This window comes from Ruegeria sp. EL01 (assembly GCF_900313035.1).
Lineage (GTDB): Bacteria > Pseudomonadota > Alphaproteobacteria > Rhodobacterales > Rhodobacteraceae > Ruegeria.
This window is the reverse complement of sequence record NZ_OMPS01000042.1, coordinates 17,711-39,322: the sequence shown is the minus strand read 5'-3', so window position 1 is coordinate 39,322 and position 21,612 is coordinate 17,711. Positions and strand designations below refer to the sequence as shown.

At 54.4% G+C, this 21,612-nt stretch carries 22 protein-coding genes; 11 read left to right on the top strand and 11 right to left on the bottom strand.

Going from position 1 to position 21,612, the window contains the following annotated elements:
• Nucleotides 1-22: 22 nt before the first annotated feature.
• The 5 genes from D9K61_RS17950 to D9K61_RS17930 form a co-directional block, all read right to left on the bottom strand.
• Nucleotides 23-1,435 carry an MFS transporter gene (locus D9K61_RS17950; RefSeq protein ID WP_162946952.1) on the bottom strand — a complete coding sequence of 471 codons (1,413 nt, stop codon included), beginning with the start codon at nt 1,433-1,435 and terminating at the stop codon, nt 23-25.
• A 106-nt stretch (nt 1,436-1,541) separates the two neighbouring features.
• The gene (sigJ, locus tag D9K61_RS17945; protein ID WP_120634572.1) at nt 1,542-2,459 is read right to left on the bottom strand and encodes an RNA polymerase sigma factor SigJ; all 918 of its coding nucleotides are present in this window, start codon (nt 2,457-2,459) and stop codon (nt 1,542-1,544) included.
• A gap of 1 nt (nt 2,460) precedes the next feature.
• Nucleotides 2,461-2,895, bottom strand: coding sequence for a carboxymuconolactone decarboxylase family protein (locus D9K61_RS17940; protein WP_120634604.1), 435 nt, complete (start codon nt 2,893-2,895; stop codon nt 2,461-2,463).
• A 107-nt stretch (nt 2,896-3,002) separates the two neighbouring features.
• Nucleotides 3,003-3,389 carry a RidA family protein gene (locus D9K61_RS17935; protein WP_120634571.1) on the bottom strand — a complete coding sequence of 129 codons (387 nt, stop codon included), beginning with the start codon at nt 3,387-3,389 and terminating at the stop codon, nt 3,003-3,005.
• Between the two features lie 45 nt (nt 3,390-3,434).
• The gene (locus tag D9K61_RS17930) at nt 3,435-4,325 is read right to left on the bottom strand and encodes an alpha/beta hydrolase (RefSeq protein ID WP_120634570.1); all 891 of its coding nucleotides are present in this window, start codon (nt 4,323-4,325) and stop codon (nt 3,435-3,437) included.
• Between the two features lie 262 nt (nt 4,326-4,587).
• On the opposite strand from D9K61_RS17930, the gene D9K61_RS17925 reads away from it, so the two are divergent.
• Entirely contained in the window at nt 4,588-4,887 is a 300-nt protein-coding gene (locus D9K61_RS17925; protein WP_162946951.1) for a DUF1330 domain-containing protein, read from the top strand.
• Nucleotides 4,888-4,918: 31 nt separating this feature from the next.
• On the opposite strand, the gene D9K61_RS17920 is transcribed toward D9K61_RS17925, so the two are convergent.
• Nucleotides 4,919-5,464, bottom strand: coding sequence for a TetR/AcrR family transcriptional regulator (locus D9K61_RS17920; RefSeq protein WP_120634568.1), 546 nt, complete (start codon nt 5,462-5,464; stop codon nt 4,919-4,921).
• A 473-nt stretch (nt 5,465-5,937) separates the two neighbouring features.
• Between D9K61_RS17920 and D9K61_RS17915 the strand changes: the two genes are divergently transcribed.
• The 3 genes from D9K61_RS17915 to D9K61_RS17905 are packed head-to-tail and all read left to right on the top strand — an operon-like array spanning nt 5,938 to nt 8,076.
• Nucleotides 5,938-6,648: an NmrA family NAD(P)-binding protein gene (locus D9K61_RS17915; RefSeq protein WP_120634567.1), complete on the top strand. Its 711-nt coding sequence runs from the start codon at nt 5,938-5,940 to the stop codon at nt 6,646-6,648.
• A gap of 44 nt (nt 6,649-6,692) precedes the next feature.
• Nucleotides 6,693-7,241, top strand: coding sequence for a carbonic anhydrase (locus tag D9K61_RS17910; RefSeq protein ID WP_120634566.1), 549 nt, complete (start codon nt 6,693-6,695; stop codon nt 7,239-7,241).
• A complete protein-coding gene (locus tag D9K61_RS17905; protein WP_120634565.1) occupies nt 7,234-8,076 on the top strand; it encodes an alpha/beta fold hydrolase in 843 nt (280 codons plus the stop codon). Before D9K61_RS17910 ends, D9K61_RS17905 begins: the two co-directional genes overlap by 8 nt.
• Before the next feature lie 88 nt (nt 8,077-8,164).
• Here D9K61_RS17905 and D9K61_RS17900 read toward each other — a convergent pair whose 3' ends face one another.
• Entirely contained in the window at nt 8,165-8,482 is a 318-nt protein-coding gene (locus D9K61_RS17900; RefSeq protein WP_120634564.1) for a helix-turn-helix transcriptional regulator, read from the bottom strand.
• A 43-nt stretch (nt 8,483-8,525) separates the two neighbouring features.
• Here D9K61_RS17900 and D9K61_RS17895 point away from each other — a divergent pair, with 43 nt between their 5' ends.
• A complete protein-coding gene (locus tag D9K61_RS17895; RefSeq protein ID WP_216825831.1) occupies nt 8,526-9,896 on the top strand; it encodes a pyridoxal-dependent decarboxylase in 1,371 nt (456 codons plus the stop codon).
• A gap of 145 nt (nt 9,897-10,041) precedes the next feature.
• On the opposite strand, the gene D9K61_RS17890 is transcribed toward D9K61_RS17895, so the two are convergent.
• Nucleotides 10,042-10,722, bottom strand: coding sequence for an IS6 family transposase (locus tag D9K61_RS17890; protein ID WP_120634563.1), 681 nt, complete (start codon nt 10,720-10,722; stop codon nt 10,042-10,044).
• 295 nt (nt 10,723-11,017) lie between these two features.
• Between D9K61_RS17890 and D9K61_RS17885 the strand changes: the two genes are divergently transcribed.
• Complete coding sequence (locus D9K61_RS17885) at nt 11,018-12,073, top strand: tyrosine-type recombinase/integrase (RefSeq protein WP_120634562.1); 1,056 nt, start codon at nt 11,018-11,020, stop codon at nt 12,071-12,073.
• A gap of 66 nt (nt 12,074-12,139) precedes the next feature.
• Here the strand turns inward: D9K61_RS17885 and D9K61_RS17880 are convergent, their stop codons facing one another.
• Together D9K61_RS17880 and D9K61_RS17875 are read right to left on the bottom strand one after the other, a co-directional pair.
• On the bottom strand, nt 12,140-13,246 hold the full coding sequence (locus D9K61_RS17880) for a ParB N-terminal domain-containing protein (RefSeq protein ID WP_120634561.1): 1,107 nt from the start codon (nt 13,244-13,246) through the stop codon (nt 12,140-12,142).
• Nucleotides 13,243-14,550: an AAA family ATPase gene (locus D9K61_RS17875; protein WP_120634560.1), complete on the bottom strand. Its 1,308-nt coding sequence runs from the start codon at nt 14,548-14,550 to the stop codon at nt 13,243-13,245. Before D9K61_RS17875 ends, D9K61_RS17880 begins: the two co-directional genes overlap by 4 nt.
• Nucleotides 14,551-15,017: 467 nt before the next feature.
• Between D9K61_RS17875 and D9K61_RS17870 the strand changes: the two genes are divergently transcribed.
• The 3 genes from D9K61_RS17870 (at nt 15,018) to D9K61_RS17860 (ending at nt 18,827) form a co-directional block, all read left to right on the top strand.
• On the top strand, nt 15,018-15,701 hold the full coding sequence (locus D9K61_RS17870) for a DnaA N-terminal domain-containing protein (protein WP_120634559.1): 684 nt from the start codon (nt 15,018-15,020) through the stop codon (nt 15,699-15,701).
• 345 nt (nt 15,702-16,046) lie between these two features.
• The gene (locus tag D9K61_RS17865) at nt 16,047-17,225 is read left to right on the top strand and encodes an ATP-binding protein (RefSeq protein ID WP_371688486.1); all 1,179 of its coding nucleotides are present in this window, start codon (nt 16,047-16,049) and stop codon (nt 17,223-17,225) included.
• A gap of 237 nt (nt 17,226-17,462) precedes the next feature.
• Nucleotides 17,463-18,827, top strand: a complete 1,365-nt coding sequence (locus tag D9K61_RS17860) for a hypothetical protein (RefSeq protein ID WP_120634558.1) — start codon at nt 17,463-17,465, stop codon at nt 18,825-18,827.
• A gap of 396 nt (nt 18,828-19,223) precedes the next feature.
• Here the strand turns inward: D9K61_RS17860 and D9K61_RS17855 are convergent, their stop codons facing one another.
• Nucleotides 19,224-19,553 carry a hypothetical protein gene (locus tag D9K61_RS17855; protein ID WP_216825830.1) on the bottom strand — a complete coding sequence of 110 codons (330 nt, stop codon included), beginning with the start codon at nt 19,551-19,553 and terminating at the stop codon, nt 19,224-19,226.
• A gap of 139 nt (nt 19,554-19,692) precedes the next feature.
• Here D9K61_RS17855 and D9K61_RS17850 point away from each other — a divergent pair, with 139 nt between their 5' ends.
• A complete protein-coding gene (locus D9K61_RS17850; protein WP_254055819.1) occupies nt 19,693-20,442 on the top strand; it encodes a FadR/GntR family transcriptional regulator in 750 nt (249 codons plus the stop codon).
• Entirely contained in the window at nt 20,435-21,586 is a 1,152-nt protein-coding gene (locus tag D9K61_RS17845) for an aminotransferase class I/II-fold pyridoxal phosphate-dependent enzyme (RefSeq protein ID WP_120634555.1), read from the top strand. Before D9K61_RS17850 ends, D9K61_RS17845 begins: the two co-directional genes overlap by 8 nt.
• Nucleotides 21,587-21,612: the final 26 nt, after the last annotated feature.

Below are 21,612 nucleotides of genomic sequence, written 5' to 3'. Positions count from 1 at the left end.
ACGGGGCATGCCACCCTGACGATCAGCTTGATTTGTCGGTCTGCTCTGGCCGGGCCAGTCGAAAAGCGATGAAAAGGCCCAAAGCTGGCGCAATCGCGAACCATAAGAACAGCATTCGTGAGGCAGACGAGGCCCCCGCGGCACCGCCCGGATCGCTGATCCCCGCAAGGTTCACAACCATCCCGCCCAGTGCTGCGCCAATGGCGGTGGCAACAAGCTGAACTGTTGTGACCCCCCCGGCGGCGATATCTTTTTCGGCGTCCGATGCAGCCTCGTAGACCCGGGTCACGATATGTGGCCAAGTCAGGCCAATTCCAAAACCCACGCTGATCAGCGACAGACAGACAGGAACCAATACAGGCCAAGTGCCACCAGACATAGGCGGAAGTATCCAAGCCTGAGCGAGCAACCCGATAAGCCCAAAGGCAGGTGCCAGAACTATCGTGTTCGCTGCCCTTTTGCCTGTCCAAGTGGCGCTCAACATGGAACCAGCCGTCCACCCAAGCGCCATCAGCGCACCAATATACCCAGCCCAAAGCGGAGATTGCTGGTGCAATATCTGCAAGAGGTATGGAACAAAAATCTCTGGCTGCATTCCGATCAACAGCAACGCGATAATGGCATAATACATCCCCAAAGCAGATCGCATCGTTAGGGATCCAACCGGCAACAGGCGAACATTGCTTTTGTCTTCCAGCCGGTAAAGCGCGACCCAGAACAGCGCTGCAGCCCCAATTGAGGCGATTGCTTTCACCGGCGTCGCATCAATGCTTCCAACAGAGAGGATCAGCACAATAGCAACAAGGACAATGATCTGGAGCACCGGCACACCGTCGTAGGGATCAGCCTTTTTGGATTTTGCCGGCATCACCTTCAAACCGGCGACACCAATGACGCAGGCGAAGGGAACAAGGACCCAAAAAGCCATCCGCCAGGATCCTATCTCGGCAAAGATGCCGCCAAGTGCTGGGCCCGTCAGTGTGGCAATCCCCCACATCATCGTTATCAGACCTATGGCAACCGTCCAGAGGCCTGCCGGATAAACCCGTCGAATGACGGCATATGCCAGTGCGTAATATAGCCCGCCGCCAAAACCCTGAACGGCGCGTCCGGCAATCAGGGTCCAGATGTCGGGCGCTAAAGCACACAGCAAGGTTCCGACCAAAAAGACAACCGAGGCAAACAGATAGGCCAGATTCGCGCCACCAAAAGCCATCAATCGGGACGCGAGGGCGGCGCTGACAATAGAGATGACGACAAAGACAGTGGAGCTCCACGCGTAGACCTCTAATCCGCCAATGTCTTCGACCACCGATGGCATGATGGTTGCCGCAACGAATACGTTCAAGGCATGCAGGGCCACACTACAACCAAAGATGATGGAGTAGATCGCGAGCCCATTTCGGAACAGGTCGGTCCAGCTAGAAGTCTTCACGGGGGTGTAAGAGGGGGTCATGTTCGGGCCTTTGCTTATGGCGGGGCAATCAGCCGCCGCGTTTCAAAGACCTGACGAATTGAGCTGTTTTGATGTGACACCGACGTCAGTTAAGCCGTAACGCCCCAGACCGCGTTGCAACGCCCTTAGTATGCGCCATCAACGCAAGCTTTTGCGGATTTCGCATGATGTATATGTGTCGGACATTCCCGCTTTGATCATAGGAGAAGGTGATGGCCGCATGCACCACATCGTCGTCTTGCACCAGCAAGCCGCGCATTCCATTCAGCGTGCCTGACGTGACCTGCATCGACGCCCACGCCCGAGAAAGCACCGAAGACACAAAGGTGCAGACCGTTTGCTTTCCTTCAAGGACATCTCTGACGGCCACAACTCGGCCGCCGCTATCGGCCCGCAAATCGCTATCCGCGCGCAACATCTGGCCCAGATCAGTCGTATCCCCTGTCTCAAGCGCAAGACGAAAGGCTAACAGGAGTTCGTTCTGACGGTCCTCTTCAGGGACATAGCGGACATTGTTTTTTGCAACAAACCCTCGCGCCCGCGCCGCAAGTTTTCGGCAGTTTGCCGGCTGCAACTCCAAGACAGTTGCTATTTCATCAAAGGGCTTTCCAAAGATATCATGCAGCAGATACGCCGCTCGTTCTTTTGGTGTCAGCCGCTCAAGAAGCAGTAAAAACGCTGTGGTCAGGGAAGAGGCCACTTCCAAACGCTCTTCTGTACTGGCCTCGTATTCAGTTTGGATCTGATCCGGAATCCACTGACCCACGTAATCAACACGTTTCGAATGCGCCGATTTCAACCGATCAAGGCAGCAATTGGTGCAAACCCGAGACAGCCAGGCAGGGGGTGTCTCAATCTCCGCACCAGTATATGAAATCCACTTGATATAGGTATCCTGAACCGCATCCTGAGCGTCAGAAACCGATCCAAGCAAGCGATACGCGAGCCCCATAAGCTGGGGTCGCGCATCCTCAAAGATGTCAGTTTTGGCTGTTGTGTCCATATCAGTATTTAGACATCTGCACCCGGTTCCACAGGTTGATCATCCCCACATCTGCTGTGATCACTGTAATTTCATTGTCGGTGAAATGCGCCCGCAACTGAGCGCGAAGTGCTGCGAAATCGGTATCTTGCTTCAGAATGGTCAAGGCCTCGACCCACGCCAAGACAGCCCGTTCAGCGGCTGAGAACACGTCGGTATGTTGCCAGACGACAAGCTTGTCCAACTGCTCTTGCGTAACACCGGAATTGCGCGCCTGCTCAATATGCATGTTCACGCAATATGCGCATTGATTGATTTGGGACGCTCTGAGTTCGATCAGCGCAGACAAGGCGTGGGAAAGCCCTTTCTCAGCCATCATCGGGTGTACTTGCCCAAGATGGCCCATCAACTTTGGCTCGTTCTGCTCATGGGTGACTGGTGCCGTTGAAACTGTCATGGGTCCGTCCTTTGTGTTGGTTTCACACAGATGACGCGCGCGTTTGGTGCATTGTGACATTCCGATCGAAGAAAACAGGGCTTGGGCCAGATTTCTATTCGACCGCTTCAGGCCAGGGCACGCCTGGCGGTCACTTCAATTTCGATCTTCATCTTTGGGTCAGAAAGTCCCGCTGAAAACATCGTGGCCGCCGGCCGGATCTCCCCAAAACGCGCGCGCAGCACCGGCCAACATTTTGGAAAGTCATCAGCATTGGGCAGAATATAATGCACGCGAACAATGTCCTCCAACTGACTGCCCGCCTCATTCAAGGCCCATTCTATGTTGCTCAGGCATTGGCGCGCCTGTTCAACAACATCATCGGATATTTCCGTATTCTTGTAGTCATAACCCGTTGTTCCCGAGACATAGACCATCTCACCGTCAACCACGGCGCGCGAGTAGCCAATTTCTTCCTCAAACTTTGACCCTTGCGAAATCAGAACGCGGTTCATTATCACTCCTTTAAAGTGTAATCTAGCTAGATTTTTATCTCCCAATCAAAGTTCATTCGCCAAGAACTCGATCGAGTATGTTGCGGTGTGATGTGGCAAATCATGAGTGCCTTCGATCACGACGAGTTCCTTTTGATCAGAGGGAAGCCCTTCAAAAAGCTCAGTCATCTGTTCAATTGTGTAGAATGTGTCTTGGTTTGCTGCCGGCAACATGAGCGGCCTATTCACAAGACCAGGATAATACAGCGGCGGATTAGAGAAGAGCGGCGGATCTTGTGGGATGATTGGCATCGCCATAAGCAGGGCTCGATCAATTCGGTCGTCAACAGCTGCTGCAATCCAACCGCTCATAGCGCCGAGAGAGAGAAGCCAATCAAACCTATTCAAATCTGACCTTGTGTCAAGGAATTCAAGCGCCCGAACGACGTCAGAAGCGGTCTCAGACACCATCTTTGATGTAGCTTCGATATACCAATTCTCAATATAGCTGTACGGGTTCTCAAAGTCCTTGTCCGCCTCGATCCGGTCCCCATGATTTCTGGCATCAAGGGCAAGAACAGCCACACCCCTACCTAAGAGAGCTGCGGCATGATGGGCTGGAAAAGAATACGGTCCCTCAAGTCGGAACCACTGGTCGCGTGATTGGGTTGCACCGTGCAAGGCGATGACGACCGGCGGCTTTGTGACCCCATCCTGCACAGCAAGGCGCGCAGTCACCCACTCGCGGTCATGACCCCGAAAACGAAGTTCTGTTTTTGTTGCACCTTCTTCAGACGTTATTGATAGCTCTTCTGCTTCCAGCGCAATTTCGTCGCTTTGATACCAACGATCCAGAATCTCGAAAGTGTCCGTTGATGTCTGTGCCTGACCGATTGATGGTGAAAGGAACGATATGGTGGTCGATGCTAGGAAACAACGAGTGATGTTGGTTTTCATGGGCTAAGCCTTTCCTGGGTGAAATCTGTGATTACTGACGTTTGAGGCTTTCGACTTGTGACAACCAAGAAAATTATCACACACAAACAAGAACATAGAACTCAGATCTTAGAAATAGGCCTACCTAGGATCAGAAGGCGTCCATGGTCGTTCTTACATCGTCGCGACCGCGGCCATAGATTCAGGCTGCTTCATGTGACCATAGTTCGACCAGAGATGATTGCGTGAGATCCCGCAAGAAAACAGGCAAGGAGAGTTGAAGGTGACAATAGCTGTTCTCGCGATGACATCACTGAAAGCCGATGGCAACGAGGCTCTTGAAACATACCTGTCGGTTGTGGCGCCGCTCATGCAGGCCGCAGGCGCGCGGTTGATCAGCCGCTACGAAGTTTCACAGAGCCTGTCTGGTTCCGAGCTTCCACACTATGTTTCCATTGTCGAGTATCCCGATGATCAGGCCCTAAAGATGGTGTTTGAACACCCAGACTACATCGCGTTGCAAGGGGTTAAGGACAAGGCTTTTTGCCGATATGACGTTTGTGTTCTCACCCAGGCTGCTTAACCTGCAATAGAAATTGCTGCGGGGTGGTTGCCTACAGCCGATCATAGGCCACTCCCGCTGCTTTCAAAATTGCTTCTGACTGTTGACCATCCTCCGCCAAACGCGCCAGAGTGACCGCGCCAACCAATAAAGACAGCCGTACCAACCCGTCATCTGGTGCCCCAGTGTTCCCTAGCAACGACGCGACATGGCGCACGGCCTTTGCTGTTTCGTGACTGGTGTCTTCGCTGCCTCGCACAAGCTCGGATCCAAGGGCGGCCATTGGACACCCCGCTTTCCTGTTCCTGACGTGATCTAGCGATAAGTAAGTGTCGACATAGGCTTTCAGGGCTGCCTCTCGCGCCCGCGTGCTTTCCGCCGTCGCGATACCATGAACAACATCATCGACGGCCTTCCGAAAAGCCGCCCGCACCAGTTCATCCTTGTCAGCAAAATGGCGATAGAAGCCACCATGCGTCATGCCGGCCGTCTTCATCACTTCGGCAACACTGGTCGTTTCGATCCCCTTTTCCCGAATCAGGTCCGCAGCGGCAGCCAGAATCCGTTCGTGAGACTTCTGTTTCTCGGCTTCTGACATTCTGGGCACTCTGCATCTCTCCCATGGGGTTGACTTTATAGATGCTACACATCATCTAACCTTTTAGATTTCAATTGTCATCTAAAGGTTCGCTATGTCGCCCAAGTCAAAAATTCTTGTAACCTCTGCCGCGGGGCGGGTCGGCCGTGATGCGGTCAAACTTCTGTTGGAACTTGGCTACCCGGTTCGGGCCTTTGTTCACTGAAACGACACGCGGTCAGAAGTGTTTAAAACTCTCGGTGCGGAGATTTTTGTCGGCAATCTTTTCGACTATTCTGATGTGGTGAAGGCGATGACAGGCGTGTCTAGGGTATTCCACATCCCACCCTTTGCCCCGCATCTTCTGCACAACACCATGCTGACCTGCCTGGCGGCACATGAGGTAAGAATTGAGGCGCTTGTGCTGCTTTCGGGTTGGAACCCAAGCCCGCAACACCCGTTCATGCTGACCCGCGAACAATGTGGCCCGCTGGATGCCCGATGTCGGCATTATCCATCTGAACCCGGGCATCTTTGCTTTCACCTATCTGCTGACCACGCCTGTGACGCGCAAACTGGGCGTGCTGCCCCTGCCATTCGGCGATGGCAAAAACGCACCAGTGTTGGAGCGTGACATTGCCCGGTGTGCGGCGGTGCTCCTCGATGATCCGAACCAGTATTTCGGCACATCCTGGCGGCCAACCGGGCCTGAGTTGCTGAGCGGGTCGGATGTGGCGGGTATCCTGAGTAACGTCTTTGGTCGCCGCGTCAAATACCAGAATATCAGCTTCAGGATGTTCTCCAAAGCCGCCCGCGCCATGGGGTTCTCTGATTTCGATTCCTACAACCTGCGCCACTATGCCGAAGAAATCCGCAGCGGAGCCTTTGCTATTGGCGCACCCACGAACCACGTCGAAACACTGACTGGATCACCGCCTGAAAACTTCGCTGTGACAGCAGAGCGCTATGCCGCAGATGCAACTCGACTTGCGCCCAATGTTCGCGACAGATCCCTGCTTGGTTCCGTAGGCTTCCTGATCAAGATGCTTGCCACCCCTGCTCCGAACTTTCGAAGTGAACTTTCATTTGAAGGGCCAGCGCACTTGGCCGCCCCCTTGCTGGGCCACCAGAACGCTCAGTGGCAAGCCGCAGCCGCCGATGGCCGCCTTCTACTTCAACCTGGGCCTGATGAACCACGCACCTGACCCACACCCTCATCCCCAGCAACCCACCGCAAAGGAGATACCCCATGGACGGAACCACGCTGCTTCTGGACCGCAACCGCACCTTCGCTGAAACGTTCGACCAAGGCGATATGCCCGCGCCGCCCAAGCTCGGCACCTTGATCTTGACCTGTATCGACGCGCGCGTTGACCCGGCCCATGTTCTGGGCCTTGAGCTTGGCGATGCTGTGGTCTTTCGCAACAATGGCGGACGGCTCACGCCCGCCTTCATCGACGAAGTAACCTCGCTTGCCGCTTTGGTCGCAAAGATGACTGGGGCCGCGGAAGCGAGTTTCAGAATTGTCCTGATGGAACATACCAAATGCGGCGCACAGGCCTTTGCAGATCCAGAGTTTCGTGCCCACCTGCAAGACAGAACCAAGGTTGATGTGTCCAGCAACGCAATCACCAATCAGGAAGAAAACCTGATTGAAGATGTCAATCGACTGCGAGACGCGCCCTATCTGCCAAGCTCTATTTCGGTTGCGGCCATGCTCTACGATGTCGAAACCGGCCTTGTAAGAGAAATTTTACCGGACCGGACATTGGCGGACCTGCGTGACGAAGATGGCTGATTTCCGTCCCGACCCGGAGCTGTATCCGTTCCAGTCCCACGCGATGGATCTGAGCGACGGGTCGCATATTCACTATGTTGATGAGGGTAGCGGCCCTACCCTCATCCTCTTACATGGCAATCCAGCTTGGTCCTTTCTCTACCGCAATATCATTCTTGGGCTGCGCGGACATTTCAGATGCATTGCGCCCGATCCTCCGGGGTTTGGTTTGTCGCGGGCAAGGGCGGGGTTTGGGTTTACCGCGCAAGAACAAGCTGAGTTTGTCGATCAACTGGGGCTGAGAGATGCCGGGGTTATGATGCAGGATTGGGGCGGTCCGATCGGTCTATATCTGGCACAGAATCGGCCAGAGACCGTCAGCCGGCTGATCATTGGAAACACATTTGCCTGGCCTTTCACGCGGTTTGGACCCCGTGCCTTCTCGGCCATCATGGGTGGTTTGCCAGGCCGTCTGAGTGCAACTGCGTTTAATGGTGTCCTTAGGTGGTTCTTTACTTTTGGGGTTGTATCACCCCTGTCCAATGCCGTTTGGCGTATGTATCTGGCCCCATTCAAGAGTCGGGCCTCGCGGCGCCGAACACATGTTTTCCCTAAACAACTTACCGCGGCGCGTGATTTCCTGAGCGGCGTTGAGGCACGACTTCCGATGATATCGGATAGACCGGCGCTGCTTTTGTGGGGAGACAGCGACTTTGCGTTCAAAAAATATGAGCGCAACCGCTTTCGGGCTGCCTTTCCGAACCATCGCGACATCTCGCTTCCCGACGTAGGACATTTCATTCAAGAAGATGCGCCCGATGCGATTTGCGACGCCATCAGGAACTGGTATGAGTAGCAGCCTGCCAACATGAGCGGCTCGACCTTCACTCATCCCAATGTCGGTCTACCTGCTGCCAGCTTCCGCATAGCAGCAAAAGTCCGACTTACAGATTTAGATCTGCCCCTAGCTGAGAAACAGCGCGCGCGATCCGCGTGCGATCAGGTTTGTAAAAGACCCAGTTCTTTATTTGTTTGGATGTGACCAGCCCAGCCTCAGCCAGAATTTTCATGTGGGACGTCACGGTCGGCTGGCTCAAGCCAATTTTTTGCGTGATGAAACCTACACAAACGCCGTCTTCCACAAGGTCACCGTCCTTTTGCTTGAGAAAGTGATCTGTCGGCGAAAGTATCCATGTCAGGATTTGCAGCCGGTTCTCGTTCCCAAGTGCTTTGAGAATGTCCAGTGTTGACGCATCAGTCATATAGATATCTAACTATATAGATTAACTTCTATGGAGATATACTGTGTCCAACACTCTAAAGCAATCGCGCGAAACGCTGTCTTTGTCATCCGATCTGGCGAATGCCTATCTTGAGACCATCTATGATAGAAATGTTGCTCCTACGGAAATCGCCGTTGCTGGTTTGGACGATTTCGACAGGCCGATGCCGACGAGTGCCGGAGACCCAAACGAAACACTACGATTGCTTGATAGGCTCGGTTCACCCGCCACAACCGCGACGACGGGTGGGCGGTTTTTTGGGCTCGTCGTGGGGGGCACGTTACCTGCATCTTTGGGCGCGCGCATGCTGGCGAGCGCATGGGATCAGGTCGTGTTTAATAACGCGACCAGCCCGATCGGCGTCAAGCTGGAACAGGTTGTCGCCAAATGGGTTCTCGATATACTTAGCCTGCCCGACAAGAGTAGCGTCGGCTTTGTCACTGGCGCGACGATGGCGAATTTCACATGTCTGGCAGGCGCGAGACATACCATCTTGGAACGCAACGGATGGGATGTTCAAAAACAGGGCCTATGGGGCGCACCATGCATCAGAATTATCGCGGGTGCGCAAAGCCATGTCACAGTTCTAAAGGCACTCACCTTGCTGGGGATTGGTACGGAAGCGATTGAATGGGTGCCGTGTGACAGTCAAGGTCGATTAGACGTCGCTCAGATGCCCAAGCCTGACGACAGCACGATCATTTTGGCGCAGGTGGGCAATGTCAATTCAGGAGCAAGCGACCCTATCGCGGACATCGTTGCCAATTCCAATGGCGCATGGGTTCACGTTGATGGTGCGTTTGGCCTATGGGCCGCGGCATCCACCTCAACGTCAGAGCAGCTTGAAGGGTATGATGGCGCGGATAGCTGGGTCGTGGACGGTCATAAATGGCTCAACACGCCTTACGAATGCGGCTTGGCAATTTGTAAGCATCCGACTGCCGTTCATGAGGCAATGGCAACACAAGCGCCGTATCTCAAGGTAGGTGGAAAGGCTGCACCCAAGGACATGGTGCCGGAATTCTCTCGGTCGGCCCGAGTTGTGGAGGTTTGGGCCGCTCTGCATTCGTTAGGGCGTGAAGGCTTGCAAGAATTGATTGACCGGTGCTGTCGCCATGCGCGAACTTTGGCGGATGGGTTGCGAGATCAAGGGTTCGAAGTGCTCAATGATGTCGTCCTGAACCAAGTGGTTGCGACCCTGCCAAACAGCGCAGGCTGGTCGGCAAAGCTGGCGGCACATGTTCAAAAGAGCGGCAAGGCATGGTTTGGCCCGACCAACTGGCAAGGAAGAGAAGCGATCCGGTTTTCAGTGTCCTCGTGGGCAACGTCCGACCGAGACATTAAGCAAACGCTGGATGCAATTTCAGAAGCAAGGCTCAGCTTGATTGGGTAGGTAAGCCGACCTTTAAATCATATTTGGAGCGGCAGGATTGTCCCGCGTCTTTACTGTGCAAGCGCCATGTCCCGGTTTGCCGACCCCGAACCGGTTTCGTTGCAAAGTTTTAGGTCAGCCAAATAGATCTGCGATCGCTTCAGGTTCAGATTGCCAACTCGGAGAATTGACGAGACGGACAGAGTCTTGGTGTGAACTGGCCTTTACGGGTCATGTGCGCGACCTCGATGCCAGCCAGAGTCGCTGATGCCGAAGCAAAAGACTTGAAGCCGAGCATCGGGCGGGTTCGTCTTTTGATGAAACGATGGTCCTGTTCCACGATGTTGTTCAAGTATTTTCGCCTGACCATTTCAATTGGGACCGGGCAACCAAAACCTTTCAGCATCTTGTTGATGGCCTTGAGGCCAGCGGTGTTAGCTCCACTTTTGTCGATGACAATCTTTCTCGGAAGGCCGTTGAACTCCAGCATACGGGCGAAGAATTTGGTGGCCGCGGGTTTGTTTCGACGCTGCGAAAGCATGAAATCAAGCGTCTTGCCGTGCTTGTCGACAGCTCGATAGAGATAGACCCAGTTGCCTTTCACCTTGATGTAATTTTCGTCCATTCTCCAGGAGCGGTCGCACGGCCCCTTTCGACGACGCGCCGCTTCAGCGATTGCGCCAGCATACCGCGTCACCCAGCAGTTCAGCGTCGTGTGATCTACTGCAACACCTCGCTCATGCATGATCTCTTCCAGCTCGCGATATGACACACCGTATCGGACATAGAAGAACACTGCGAAGAGGATCACATTTTTCGGATACTGCGCGCCTTTGAAAGAGATCATAAAAACAAACTTTCGACTTCAATATTTCGATATCCAATCACTCGAAGCACTTATGAGCGTCAACAGTCAAAAGTTTGCAACAGATCCTGCGACAGAACCCTGAAGGCAATCTCGGACTTTCTTTAGTGCCGAATCGAGTTTTACAGTGATCTTAGGAGCCATGCCCGCTTTACGCTCATAATTCTCTACTTTTGCTCGTTACATTTGCCTTCCTCAGAAATCATCATAACATCCGATAAGTATCGCTTATTACGTATAATTGATTTTTGCCGCGAAGCGGTGCAAAATGCGCCCCATGACAGCCCCTGCACCCTATCTCCCCGCCGCCTCCCCTACCCTGTCAGACGCGGACCAGGACGCGCTCACCGATCTGTATGTGCGCGGCACACCCGCCAACACGTTGCGGGCATATGAACGGGATCTGCTTTATGTCACCGCCTGGAAGTCCGCGCGGTTCGCAGCGACGCTGGACTGGCCGGAATCTGAGGCCACCGCCCTCGCCTTCATTCTCGATCACGCCCGCGATCTGAATGACGCACCAGAAACGGATGTGGCGCGCGAAACCGCGGAAGCGCTAATTGCTCAGGGGCTGCGCCGATCCCTCGCCTGCCCTGCCCCGTCGACGCTGGATCGGCGCATCGCCTCCTGGCTGGCGTTTCACCGGATGAAGAACCTGAACAGCCCCTTCGGCGCCCCGCAAGTCAAACAAGCCCGGTCCAAGGCGCGCCGTGCCGCCGCCCGGCCCCCTGCCCCGAAATCTTCCCATCCGATCACCCGCGATGTGCTCGAGCAGTTGCTGGCCACCTGTCGGGGGTCCCGCCGGGATTGCCGCGACCGCGCCATCCTGATGCTGGGCTGGGCCAGCGGTGGCCGCCGCCGGTCGGAGATCACCGGGCTGATGCGCGAGGACCTGTCGCTGAAAGAATTCGGCGACAAAGGCCTCATCTGGCTGTCGTTGCTGGAGACCAAGACCACGAGCAAAGGCGAAACCCCACGGCTGGTGCTCAAAGGCCGCGCGGCACAGGCGCTGGTGCATTGGATCGAGGTTGGGCAGATCACGGATGGAGCGCTGTTCCGGCCGATCTCCAAAGCCGACCGGGTACTGAAACGCCGGCTCAGCCCGGATGCGATCTACCAGATCGTCAAACACAGGTTGAGGCTCGCTGGATTGCCAGCGGAGTTCGCCTCGCCCCATGGGCTACGCTCGGGCTTTCTGACCCAGGCCGCGCTGGACGGTGCCCCGATCCAGGCCGCCATGCGCCTGTCGCTGCACCGTTCCATGGCCCAGGCGCAGAAATATTATGATGATGTCGATATTGCGGATAACCCCGCAGCCCATCTGTTGGGGTGAGAAACGTGAAAGCGCCAGGGTTATGACCCGGCGCTTTGCTTGCGTGTCGGCAGTAGGGCTCAGTTCTTACCCGTGGGTAAGATCATCCTCTTCCTGCAATTTGTCGATTAGTGTTGCTATGGCCTGCTCAAGCTTTGCCCGGTCAACCCGGGTAAAATCCAAATCGTACCGCAACTCAATCCGGCCGCTTGAGGCGGAGCATTTTGCGACCCCTGCCCGCCCGGACACCTGAAATGTTGTTTTCGCACGACGCGTCTTGCTTGGGCCGCTTGTGGACGGCTTTGGCGCGGCTGCCGCCTCGGATGTTACGAAACTGCGCAACAGTGCAACCTCCCGCAGGCCGTCCCGATCCGGTTCGCTCATGAAAACGGTGCTGATTTGAGGCACCAATTCAGGGTTCGCATCAATCTTGCGCTTGAGCTCCACGCCCAAATTACGCGGGATGTCGTTGGGGTGTTTCAGCACCTTGTCCAACATCATCAACAGACTTGCAAAGGCCCGGATGTAGCTTCGTTTGGTGTAACTGGCCGACTTGAAAAGCACCGCCACCGCCTTGTCCGCATCCGGGCAGTCATTTGCCGGATCCTCGGAATAGGCCCGCGCCAGCGCCCCCATCTCGGCAAATGAGATATCCTTGCGGATCAGGTTTTCATCCACCATGCGCCGATAGCTGTTGTTCAGGTCAGTCGCGTCAGAGATACCGGCAGGAATCTGGTCATACCGAGCGTCGCCGGTATCCTCGCGCAGCGCACGATAGGCGGACAAGCGTCGCATGCCCTGAATCAGATCAAAACGACCATCAGAGCGTCGCTCAAGCCGAATAGGGTTGGATAGTCCAATATCTCGAATGGAGTCCTTCAGTTCTTCCAATTCGGGGTCGGGCCCCGCTTTACGGTCGCGGGCGAGTTTGTCTGTGACAACATCCGACAACGCAACATGCTCGGTCACAAGGCCCTCGGACCGCAGCCGAACCAGTTCATGCGCAAGGCGGTCATTTTCTTCGCGGATGGAATCTTCGGTCGATTGCTGATCCCGCAACGCATCCGCGTTTTCCGAAATCGCTGCTGCCATGGGACCACGTCGCTTTTCCAGAACCTTGTCCGGAACCTTGCCAACCGGGATGTCATCCATGGCAGGCATGTCAATGTCAAACATTCTGCGTTTGCGGCTCATGCGTCATCCTCCAACTTGTCCCAGGCCGACAACATCACGCCCCGGAATTCCTCATAAACATTGTCAAAGGTCGACCGCGCCCGGCGCCAAGTTTCCCGGGTCATCTCTCGGTAGTCCATTTCATAAACCGAGCTTAGAAACCGACCCGACTGTTCAACGGCGCGCGTCATCTCGACCGGGTGTTCAGCAACATGGTCACCAAAGACCTTGCGAAACGCCTCGAACATGGCCAGGTGCAAAGCATTGCCCGGCTCGTACCGTGTCAGCAGAAAGCGCAGCTCGCAGAAGGTCTTGGGCAGGCCGATCTTACCCGTGGGTAAGGTCTTGTCGAACCCATAGGCCAAGTCCTCAAGCGCTTCGGCAAGTTGTCCGATAAACGAGGTCGTCGAATCGTATTCCCAGTATCCCGGGCCCGAGGGAACATAGAGCATGTCGGCCGCAAACACTGCGTTCATTGACTGATACCCAATTGCGGGCGGACAGTCGAACAGGATCAGGTCATAGGCATCATCCGGGATCTGATCCAGATAGCGGGACACCGCGGCAAAGAACGACCACTCGGGGTTCATGTGCCGGTACTGGGCCGAGGCGAACTCGACAAAGGCAGCATTGGCGCAAGAGGGGATCGCATCAATGGTCGACCAGGATGTCTTCTTGATGAAATCGTTGACGCGTAGATCACCTAGACCCATCCCGGTAATCGATGACGGCAATTCGCGGCGGGGCAGGGCGGTTCCAGACTCCGCGGCTGCGGGGCGGCTGTTCATCCGCTCGGTCTCGTGGATCAGGTCGCGGGCCATAATACCCCAGACAGTGATGTCCTCGGCCACATCGGTCAGACCCATGGAATGGCTGAGGGTCGCCTGCGGATCGAAATCCACTACCAGAACCCGGTAGCCATCCAACGCAGCGGCATGGGCCAAATGTAACGCGACCGTGGATTTGCCTGCCCCGCCTTTGAAATTGGCGACCGCAGCGCGAATGGCGCGCTTGCCCGCAGGGCGCGGCGGCATCAGGGATTGCCGGTTCACCTTGAGACGCCGGCGCAGTTCATTCACCTCTTCCAGGCTGAACCAACGCTGCCGGCCATCCGGCTCGACCTCGCCGCCGGGCAGGGATGGGTCAGCCGCAAGCTTGCCCCGAAAGGTTGACTGGTTGACGCGAAATATAAGCTCGGACACTTCCCAGCTGGAAAAGCGGCGGAGTGTCTTCTCCATCTCGGGGCTAAAGGTCTGCTGACGAATCCATCCCTGCAATTTCAGGGACTGGTTTCGCAATGCGTTCAGGTCTTCGTGCGTGTACATGCCTCAGGTCTCATCTCTTGGGACGCTATTTATTGTATTTTTGTTATTTACGCTTGATTTGTGTTTTTGGCAAAAGAAAATATGGTGTAGGTGTAAACTTACCCACGGGTAAGAAAACAAGGCCAACGACAGCCAGAACTGATTCGAATGCAGCAGGGATTCGAAAGTCGTAGGGTTAGGGGCAACACCTCCAGATTTAGGGGGCCGTCTATTAAGACTCCGCCTCATATAGGGGGACACAACAGGCCAATACGGGGACAAACACGATGTCCCCCATCACCATTACTTCACCAATTTTCTTTTAGATTTTTGAGCTTGGTTTGGGCCGAAACGCAGGCCGGTTCAGACTCCGCTTGACAGAATCGTCGGTTTGGACGCTAATCAGGGCATCAAAGTGAAAAGCGTTGGCAAAAAGCGTGAAGCTGACGGCAAGACCGTCTGAGGCGGACAGAGCGGTGAGATCAAGGATGCAGGTTGCAAAACCGGTCGGGCGAAATGCGCCCGTATTAAAGTATGATATTCTTTCGGCGCTTTCGGTTCACGCGCTGTCAAGGGATAAACATCGTCAGCGTCTGGTTTTGCGCATGATGGCCCTGATTACGACTCGCTACAATTGGCGTGGAAACGAGTTGTCGATGGGGCGTGAGGAAATTGCCCGCCTCTGGTCCGTTAATGAGCGAACCGTTAAACGTGAAATGGCCAAGTTGAAAACGATGGGATGGATCGCTGTCAAACGTCCCGCTGTTCGCGGGCGCGTTGCCGTTTATGAACTGGACCTAAAGCAGATCATGATCGATACGACCGAGGTCTGGCCGTTGATCGGCCGTGATTTTCAGGCACGGATGACCGAAGAGCCTGAGGTCGAGACCAACGTTGTACCGTTTAAAACCAAACCCGCCGCTCCGGAGGACGCGGATGGAACGATCTGGTCACAAGTTCAAACGATCCTTCACGGTCGTGATCCGGAGCTTTGGAGCAGTTGGTTCCAGCATCTGAACGAAGTTGAGAGGGCAGGGGGGTGCGTTACCTTGATCGCGCCCTCGCGTTTCATGGCAGACTATATCGCTCAGAAATGGTCTGCGCGCTTATTGGCTGCCTACAGTCGGGTAGATCCAGAGGTCAGAACCTTGCGCATAGATGCGACCGAATAAACTGCTGTTAGCTTCGCGTTTGTCGGTGTGTTGGAACCGGGTGGCATGAGACTTGCATTTCATGTTGACGGTAAAGCCAAGCGATCCATGGTCTGTCACAAAAAGACGTGTGTGATGGGCTACACGCAGCTGGAAAACCAATTGGGAAGGGGATGGTTGCTTACACCGAGTCGAAAGCTGAAAGGAAAGCTGCTCTCGACAGACTATCAATCCACAACTGCATGGTGAACGTTGATACCACTCCTTCGAAACACTGGGCTGGTCTGCATTGGGTTTCTACCGCTGAGTTCAGAAGAGCATCACTGTCGAAGTTTAACCTTGTAAATCTTCTATTGAATGGAATAAATGCAAGGTATGATCGAGCGCGGTGATAGAAAATCAGTTGAAGACTCACTTGAGAACCAGGCGGGCGTCGTCCTGCTTGGGCCGCGGCAAGTCGGGAAGACAACACTCGCGCAGGACATCGCTGAAAGTCGTGACGCTGTCTATCTTGATATGGAGAGATCTGCTGATCGCCAGGTGCTCGAAGAGCCAGACCTCTATCTCGACGAACAGGTTGGACGCCTAGTGGTGATCGATGAGGTTCAGCTTATGCCGGGCCTGTTTAAGGCATTACGCGGTCAAATTGACCGACGACGAAGACAAGGGTACCGGACTGGGCAATTCCTGCTGCTGGGGTCGGCCTCGAACACGCTTCTGCACCAAAGCGCAGAATCCCTGGCCGGCCGGGTCAGCTATCACGAGCTGACGCCTTTCATCTTGTCGGAAACCGGAGCGGACTCGATCTCCGCGCTGTGGTTGCGGGGTGGGTTTCCAGATAGCTTCCTTGCGAAAAACGACAAGACCAGCCTGACATGGCGCGAGGATTTCATCCGCACCTATCTGGAACGCGATGTTCCGGCTTTTGGGTTACGCATTCCAGCGGAAACACTGCGCCGGTTTTGGACGATGCTTGCCCACGAACAGGGTGGGTTGCTCAACGCAGCAAAACTTGCGGGAAGCCTTGGCGTATCGGGCCAGAGCGTTGCGCGCTATCTTGATTTGCTGGTCGACCTGATGCTGGTGCGTCGCTTGCCGCCCTGGCATTCCAATGCCGGAAAGCGTTTGGTCAAATCTCCCAAGGTCTATATTCGCGATTCCGGGCTGGCCCATGCGCTTCTTGGGATCGAGACACAGGAAGACCTGCTTGGGCACCCGGTTGTCGGCGGCAGTTGGGAAGGATTCAGTATCGAGAACCTGATCGCCGCGGCGCCACGCGGAACTGAAGCAAGCTTCTATCGCTCTTCCGCTGGGGCTGAGGTGGATTTGATGTTGAAGCTTCCCCGGGGCACCCTCTGGGCCATTGAGATCAAACGGACGACATCGCCTAAGGTGACGCGCGGGTTTCACATCGCGACAGAAGAATTGGACGTCTCAGAACGCATACTTGTCTATGCAGACGAAAAGGAAGTGCCGGGGCAGGGTGGAGTACGGGCAATGCCCCTCATAAGTGCTATGGAGCGGCTGGCGTCCGCAAAGGCGTAATTGCGATCGGGCCGATGATGGCAGGGTCGAAAATGAACGTTGTAGCCCACCTCAGGCGCAACCCTGTTGCAATTGAAAATACCGCCACGAAGGGCGGAAACCGGACTTTAGCTGCGCGTGCGAAGAGCTTATGTTGACTGTCATGGAATCGGACATTCGGCTCCTTCCCTGTCAGCAACTTGCTCCGGTGGAAAGCTCTTCTGGCCAGGATGAAGGCTGTAGTGACAGCGTCGTCGAATGCCTCACTTTGCAATTTCAAGGGACATCAATATCGAACAGTTTCTCACTTGGTTGCAGCAAGCCTTCAACAATCGTGAATTAGCCATTGGCCTGTGGATCATCCTTGGCCTCTTGTTTTGTATTGCTAAGGTAGATCTCCGAAATAGTCTCTGGAGCGTCGCTAAGGCGCTTATTGCCCCGAGGCTGTTGCTGTTCTTCGGCATTGTTGCTCTCAATGTAGTCGCACTGTGCTGGCTATTGGCAGAAGTTAGATTGTGGTCAATGACCCAGGTGCCACCCACTGTTTTGTGGTTTGTAATGGCCGGCTGCGTTTTTGCTGGTCGTGCATTGCAATCGAAGGAAGACGATCAGTATTTCCGAAACCTGTTTCGGGGCAGTTTGAGGCTCGGAGGTATCTTTGAATTTATCGTGGTTGCCTACACCTTCAGCCTGACGACCGAGTTGGTCCTGACCCCTGTCCTCTTCTTCTTGGCAGCTACTCTGGCTTTCGCGAGCACAAAACAAGAGTACGCGAAAGCAAAGGTCTTTCTGGAGTTCATCCTGGCTGCCTTTGTCATTGTCCTAGTCTGGAACTCAGTGTCATCGATCTGGTCACAGCCAGATATCTTCTTCACGACTGATACGGGTCGCAATTTCGTTCTACCGATCCTGCTGACCGTCGGAAGCATCCCAGTGTTTTATCTGCTGTTTTGCTATTCGCACATTGAACAAGCCCGTATCCAGATTGATCAAAATGCCTTTCAGTCTGACGACCTCAAAGGATATGCACGTAAACGCTTCTTTCTGATACTCCCACTGCGCCCCTGGCTTCTGCGGCGGGCAACACGCCAATTCAATACATTCCCTGCAAAAACCAATGCAGATGTGGACCGGATCATCGCCGATATTCTGAACTACGAACGAAACGAGGAAGACCCACCGACCGTCGACAAAAGGCTGGGTTGGAGCCCTTTCGAAGCCAGAGACTTCCTTAGTGAGCAGGGATTGAGAACAAACGACTACCACAAGGGCCACGATGAATACTGGGCTAGTTCAGAATATGTCGAGCTTGATAGTCATATCCTTCCGAACAAGGCTGTCTTCTACGCCGAGGGACAAGAAGGCGTCGTTACCACGCTCAAACTAACCGGGAAGTTCATGGATGGTTTCGACAGCGGAGAAGCAATCCAGAGGTTCAAGGTGATCGGTGCATTACTTTGCGAAAAAGCTATCGGGCGCGGTGACATCGCAATTGATTCACTCATTCCAAATTCCCAAGTATTTGAAAACGAGATGATCATCGGTGGTACGACGATAAGAGCTTGGGGTAAGAGGTATCCAAGCGACAGAGGCTTTGAAGTTTTCCTGGCCTTTTCTCGTTGAGGGGCTTTGAAAGCACAGCACCTAGCCACTTTGCAAAGTATGCCTTTCAATTTTTCGGGCCACACACATGAGCTGAGCAATGAGTAACATGGTGTCGTCACCTTAGCTGTCGATCCACATCGAGAATCTGTTTCGCGTACTTCAAGGGGCTTAAGTGGAAGCATTCCAAGCGTCCAATTCCTCGAGGAAGTGATATCAGATTGTTAGGGCTGTGCAGCGGAGAGCGGGGACACTGAAGCAATTGCGGATGACCGAATGGATTTACAGTTAAGGTTACGACACACGACCAATTGAAAGCGTCCAGCTGTCATGGGCGGGAAGCCGATTTCATCACGGCAGCAAGAAAATACTAACTTGTGGACCAATGCAGTCTTAGCGACCCAATTAGCTAAATTCTCACTGAATGCCGCCAACGATGGATGAAACCACAAAAAACGTTACGAAAAAGAAAATCAGAAAGTACAGCCATGCGAATGGGCGGACAATCCGCTTAGCTTCAGCCTCTTGCAGGTTAAGATATGATCCAGTGACTCTTTGATATTCCCGATTAAATTTTTCGGGCCATCTATCTGGAAGAAAAATCTCAATCGTCTTTTTAATGACCAACGGGTTTTCTAACGTTCCACCATGATCTGTGCCAATCATTGCCACCATCTCGTCCAATTCTGAGGGAAGCTCTTTTAGCTTCGTTGCCTGAGAACCTACAACGCCTTCCAGTAAGGGCATTCTGTCCCAGTTCTGATCCACGCAACACCTTTTCGATTGCCTTGACAAAACAACGATCAAAATAATGTCCGACATTATAGTATATTTTGTCAGACATTAAATGTATTGTTGGACGCAACTTGATTCGGAGCCACCGCACGTGACAGAAAATTTTCCATCCCAGGAACAGAGAGATGACGCAGGCAATTCGCTTAAGACGTTGCCCTCCGGCAGCACCAGTCGAGATGTTCTGGATGCTCTTTCTGCGATGATTGATGCGGAAGGCCTAAGAATTGGCGACCGTCTGCCTCCCGAAATTGAAATCGCACGCCGCCTTGGAATTGGTCGGGCAAAAGTCCGCGAGGCCCTGACGAGTTGGCAGAACATGGGCATCGTCGTTCGCAACAAAAAAGCCGGGACACGTTTGGCGGCTGAAGTATCGGCCAATGCAATTCACCTTCCGCTGACACTGAAGCTTGAAGCGGAGAGCCTATTGCGAACCCACGCAGTACGTAGGCCCTTGGAAATCGAAGCGGCAAGGATGGCGGCGCTGAATTGCACTGAGGCGCAAGGACTGTTGATTACTGCCCGCGTTGCCGAGCTCATAGCCACTCATGCCGCTGATGAAGACTGGCGCCAGGCTGACTATCGGTTCCACTCATCACTGCACGACGCTTGCGGGAACCCTCTGTTCGGGCAATTGATCCGTCAGATCCAGCAAGGCTTCAATGAAGTTTACGAAGCGCCATTCGGTCAGCCGCATCTGGGTCAGGCGACAATCCCAATTCACACAAAACTTGCCGAGGCGGTTGTCTCGGGTAATGCCGACGAAGCCGGGCGGATAGTCGGTGAAATCATGGACATGGTCGAAGCAGAAATTCGCCAGATCATGGAGAACCAGAATGTCTGATCATAGAGACATCGCGACCCTGTTAGCAGCGGTACTGCCCGACTCTGATGGGGCAGTGACACCTCCGATCGTCCAAACCTCACTGTTTACGTTCGATAGCTATCAAAGTTTCGAAGACAGGATGGCAGGCCGATCGGATTCTGCAATCTACACCCGCGTGGAAAACCCAACTGTCGCTGCGTTTGAAAAGCTCGTGGCTGAAGCCGAGCAAGGCGAAGCCGCGGTCGGTTTTGCTTCCGGGATGGCAGCCATTTCCTCAACACTATTGGCATTTGTCAAACCCGGAGACCGGATCGCCTGTGTCGAGCATGTCTATCCGGATACTTTCCGGTTTCTGGAACGCATGCTGCGACCGATCGGGGTGCACATTGAATATCATGCGCCGGAACGCTTTGAGAACGACCCGGATCTTCTTGCTGATGTGACGCTGGCCTATCTGGAAAGCCCCGGATCGGTCGTTTTTGAAGCCATGGATCTGCGTCGTGTCGCTGACCATGCCAAACGTCACAATGTGTTGACGATGATCGACAATTCCTGGGCCAGCCCGGTATTCCAACGCCCCCTCACACTGGGCATCGACATCGTCATCCACTCAGCCTCGAAATACATCTCGGGGCACTCGGACACGGTTGCGGGCGTGGTGGTCGCCTCCCTGGACCATATCGCTCGCATCCGTGATCTGACCCTTCCTTTGCTCGGCGCGAAACTGGCGCCCTTTGAGGCGTTCCTGCTGACGCGAGGCCTGCGTACTTTGCATGCGCGCATGATGCAGCATCAGGCGGCGGCCAACATGTTCGTTGATCGCCTGGCCGCAATTCCACAGGTTCGGCAGGTCAATTCACCCGGTGCAAACGACACTCCCGGATTGACGGGGCGGTCTGGGCTTATGTCGATCGAGTTCGATGACAGCGTCGACATCGCAAAATTTTCCGATGCTTTGAGTCTATTCCGCCTCGGTGTGAGCTGGGGTGGCTTCGAAAGCCTGATCCTGCCGGCGCGTGTCGGACTTGCTCAAGCCGGTGAACAAAACTCGATGCAGAAGTTTGGCGTCTCGCCCAATCTTGTGCGCCTGAATCTTGGGCTCGAGTCAGCCGACGATCTCTGGGCCGATTTCACATCAGCACTCGCAAAAAGCACCGATTAAAAAATTCGACCCCAAGCAGAACTTAA

What these genes read in the sequence shown, in the direction of transcription:
- sigJ (WP_120634572.1), bottom strand. Translation starts at nt 2,459, where the DNA reads ATGGACACAACAGCCAAAACTGACATCTTTGAGGATGCGCGACCCCAG.
- D9K61_RS17940 (WP_120634604.1), bottom strand. Translation starts at nt 2,895, where the DNA reads ATGACAGTTTCAACGGCACCAGTCACCCATGAGCAGAACGAGCCAAAG.
- D9K61_RS17935 (WP_120634571.1), bottom strand. Translation starts at nt 3,389, where the DNA reads ATGAACCGCGTTCTGATTTCGCAAGGGTCAAAGTTTGAGGAAGAAATT.
- D9K61_RS17930 (WP_120634570.1), bottom strand. Translation starts at nt 4,325, where the DNA reads ATGAAAACCAACATCACTCGTTGTTTCCTAGCATCGACCACCATATCG.
- D9K61_RS17920 (WP_120634568.1), bottom strand. Translation starts at nt 5,464, where the DNA reads ATGTCAGAAGCCGAGAAACAGAAGTCTCACGAACGGATTCTGGCTGCC.
- D9K61_RS17915 (WP_120634567.1), top strand. Translation starts at nt 5,938, where the DNA reads ATGCCCGATGTCGGCATTATCCATCTGAACCCGGGCATCTTTGCTTTC.
- D9K61_RS17910 (WP_120634566.1), top strand. Translation starts at nt 6,693, where the DNA reads ATGGACGGAACCACGCTGCTTCTGGACCGCAACCGCACCTTCGCTGAA.
- D9K61_RS17905 (WP_120634565.1), top strand. Translation starts at nt 7,234, where the DNA reads ATGGCTGATTTCCGTCCCGACCCGGAGCTGTATCCGTTCCAGTCCCAC.
- D9K61_RS17900 (WP_120634564.1), bottom strand. Translation starts at nt 8,482, where the DNA reads ATGACTGATGCGTCAACACTGGACATTCTCAAAGCACTTGGGAACGAG.
- D9K61_RS17890 (WP_120634563.1), bottom strand. Translation starts at nt 10,722, where the DNA reads ATGATCTCTTTCAAAGGCGCGCAGTATCCGAAAAATGTGATCCTCTTC.
- D9K61_RS17885 (WP_120634562.1), top strand. Translation starts at nt 11,018, where the DNA reads ATGACAGCCCCTGCACCCTATCTCCCCGCCGCCTCCCCTACCCTGTCA.
- D9K61_RS17880 (WP_120634561.1), bottom strand. Translation starts at nt 13,246, where the DNA reads ATGAGCCGCAAACGCAGAATGTTTGACATTGACATGCCTGCCATGGAT.
- D9K61_RS17875 (WP_120634560.1), bottom strand. Translation starts at nt 14,550, where the DNA reads ATGTACACGCACGAAGACCTGAACGCATTGCGAAACCAGTCCCTGAAA.
- D9K61_RS17870 (WP_120634559.1), top strand. Translation starts at nt 15,018, where the DNA reads ATGCAGGTTGCAAAACCGGTCGGGCGAAATGCGCCCGTATTAAAGTAT.
- D9K61_RS17865 (WP_371688486.1), top strand. Translation starts at nt 16,047, where the DNA reads ATGCAAGGTATGATCGAGCGCGGTGATAGAAAATCAGTTGAAGACTCA.
- D9K61_RS17860 (WP_120634558.1), top strand. Translation starts at nt 17,463, where the DNA reads ATGCCTCACTTTGCAATTTCAAGGGACATCAATATCGAACAGTTTCTC.
- D9K61_RS17855 (WP_216825830.1), bottom strand. Translation starts at nt 19,553, where the DNA reads ATGCCCTTACTGGAAGGCGTTGTAGGTTCTCAGGCAACGAAGCTAAAA.
- D9K61_RS17845 (WP_120634555.1), top strand. Translation starts at nt 20,435, where the DNA reads ATGTCTGATCATAGAGACATCGCGACCCTGTTAGCAGCGGTACTGCCC.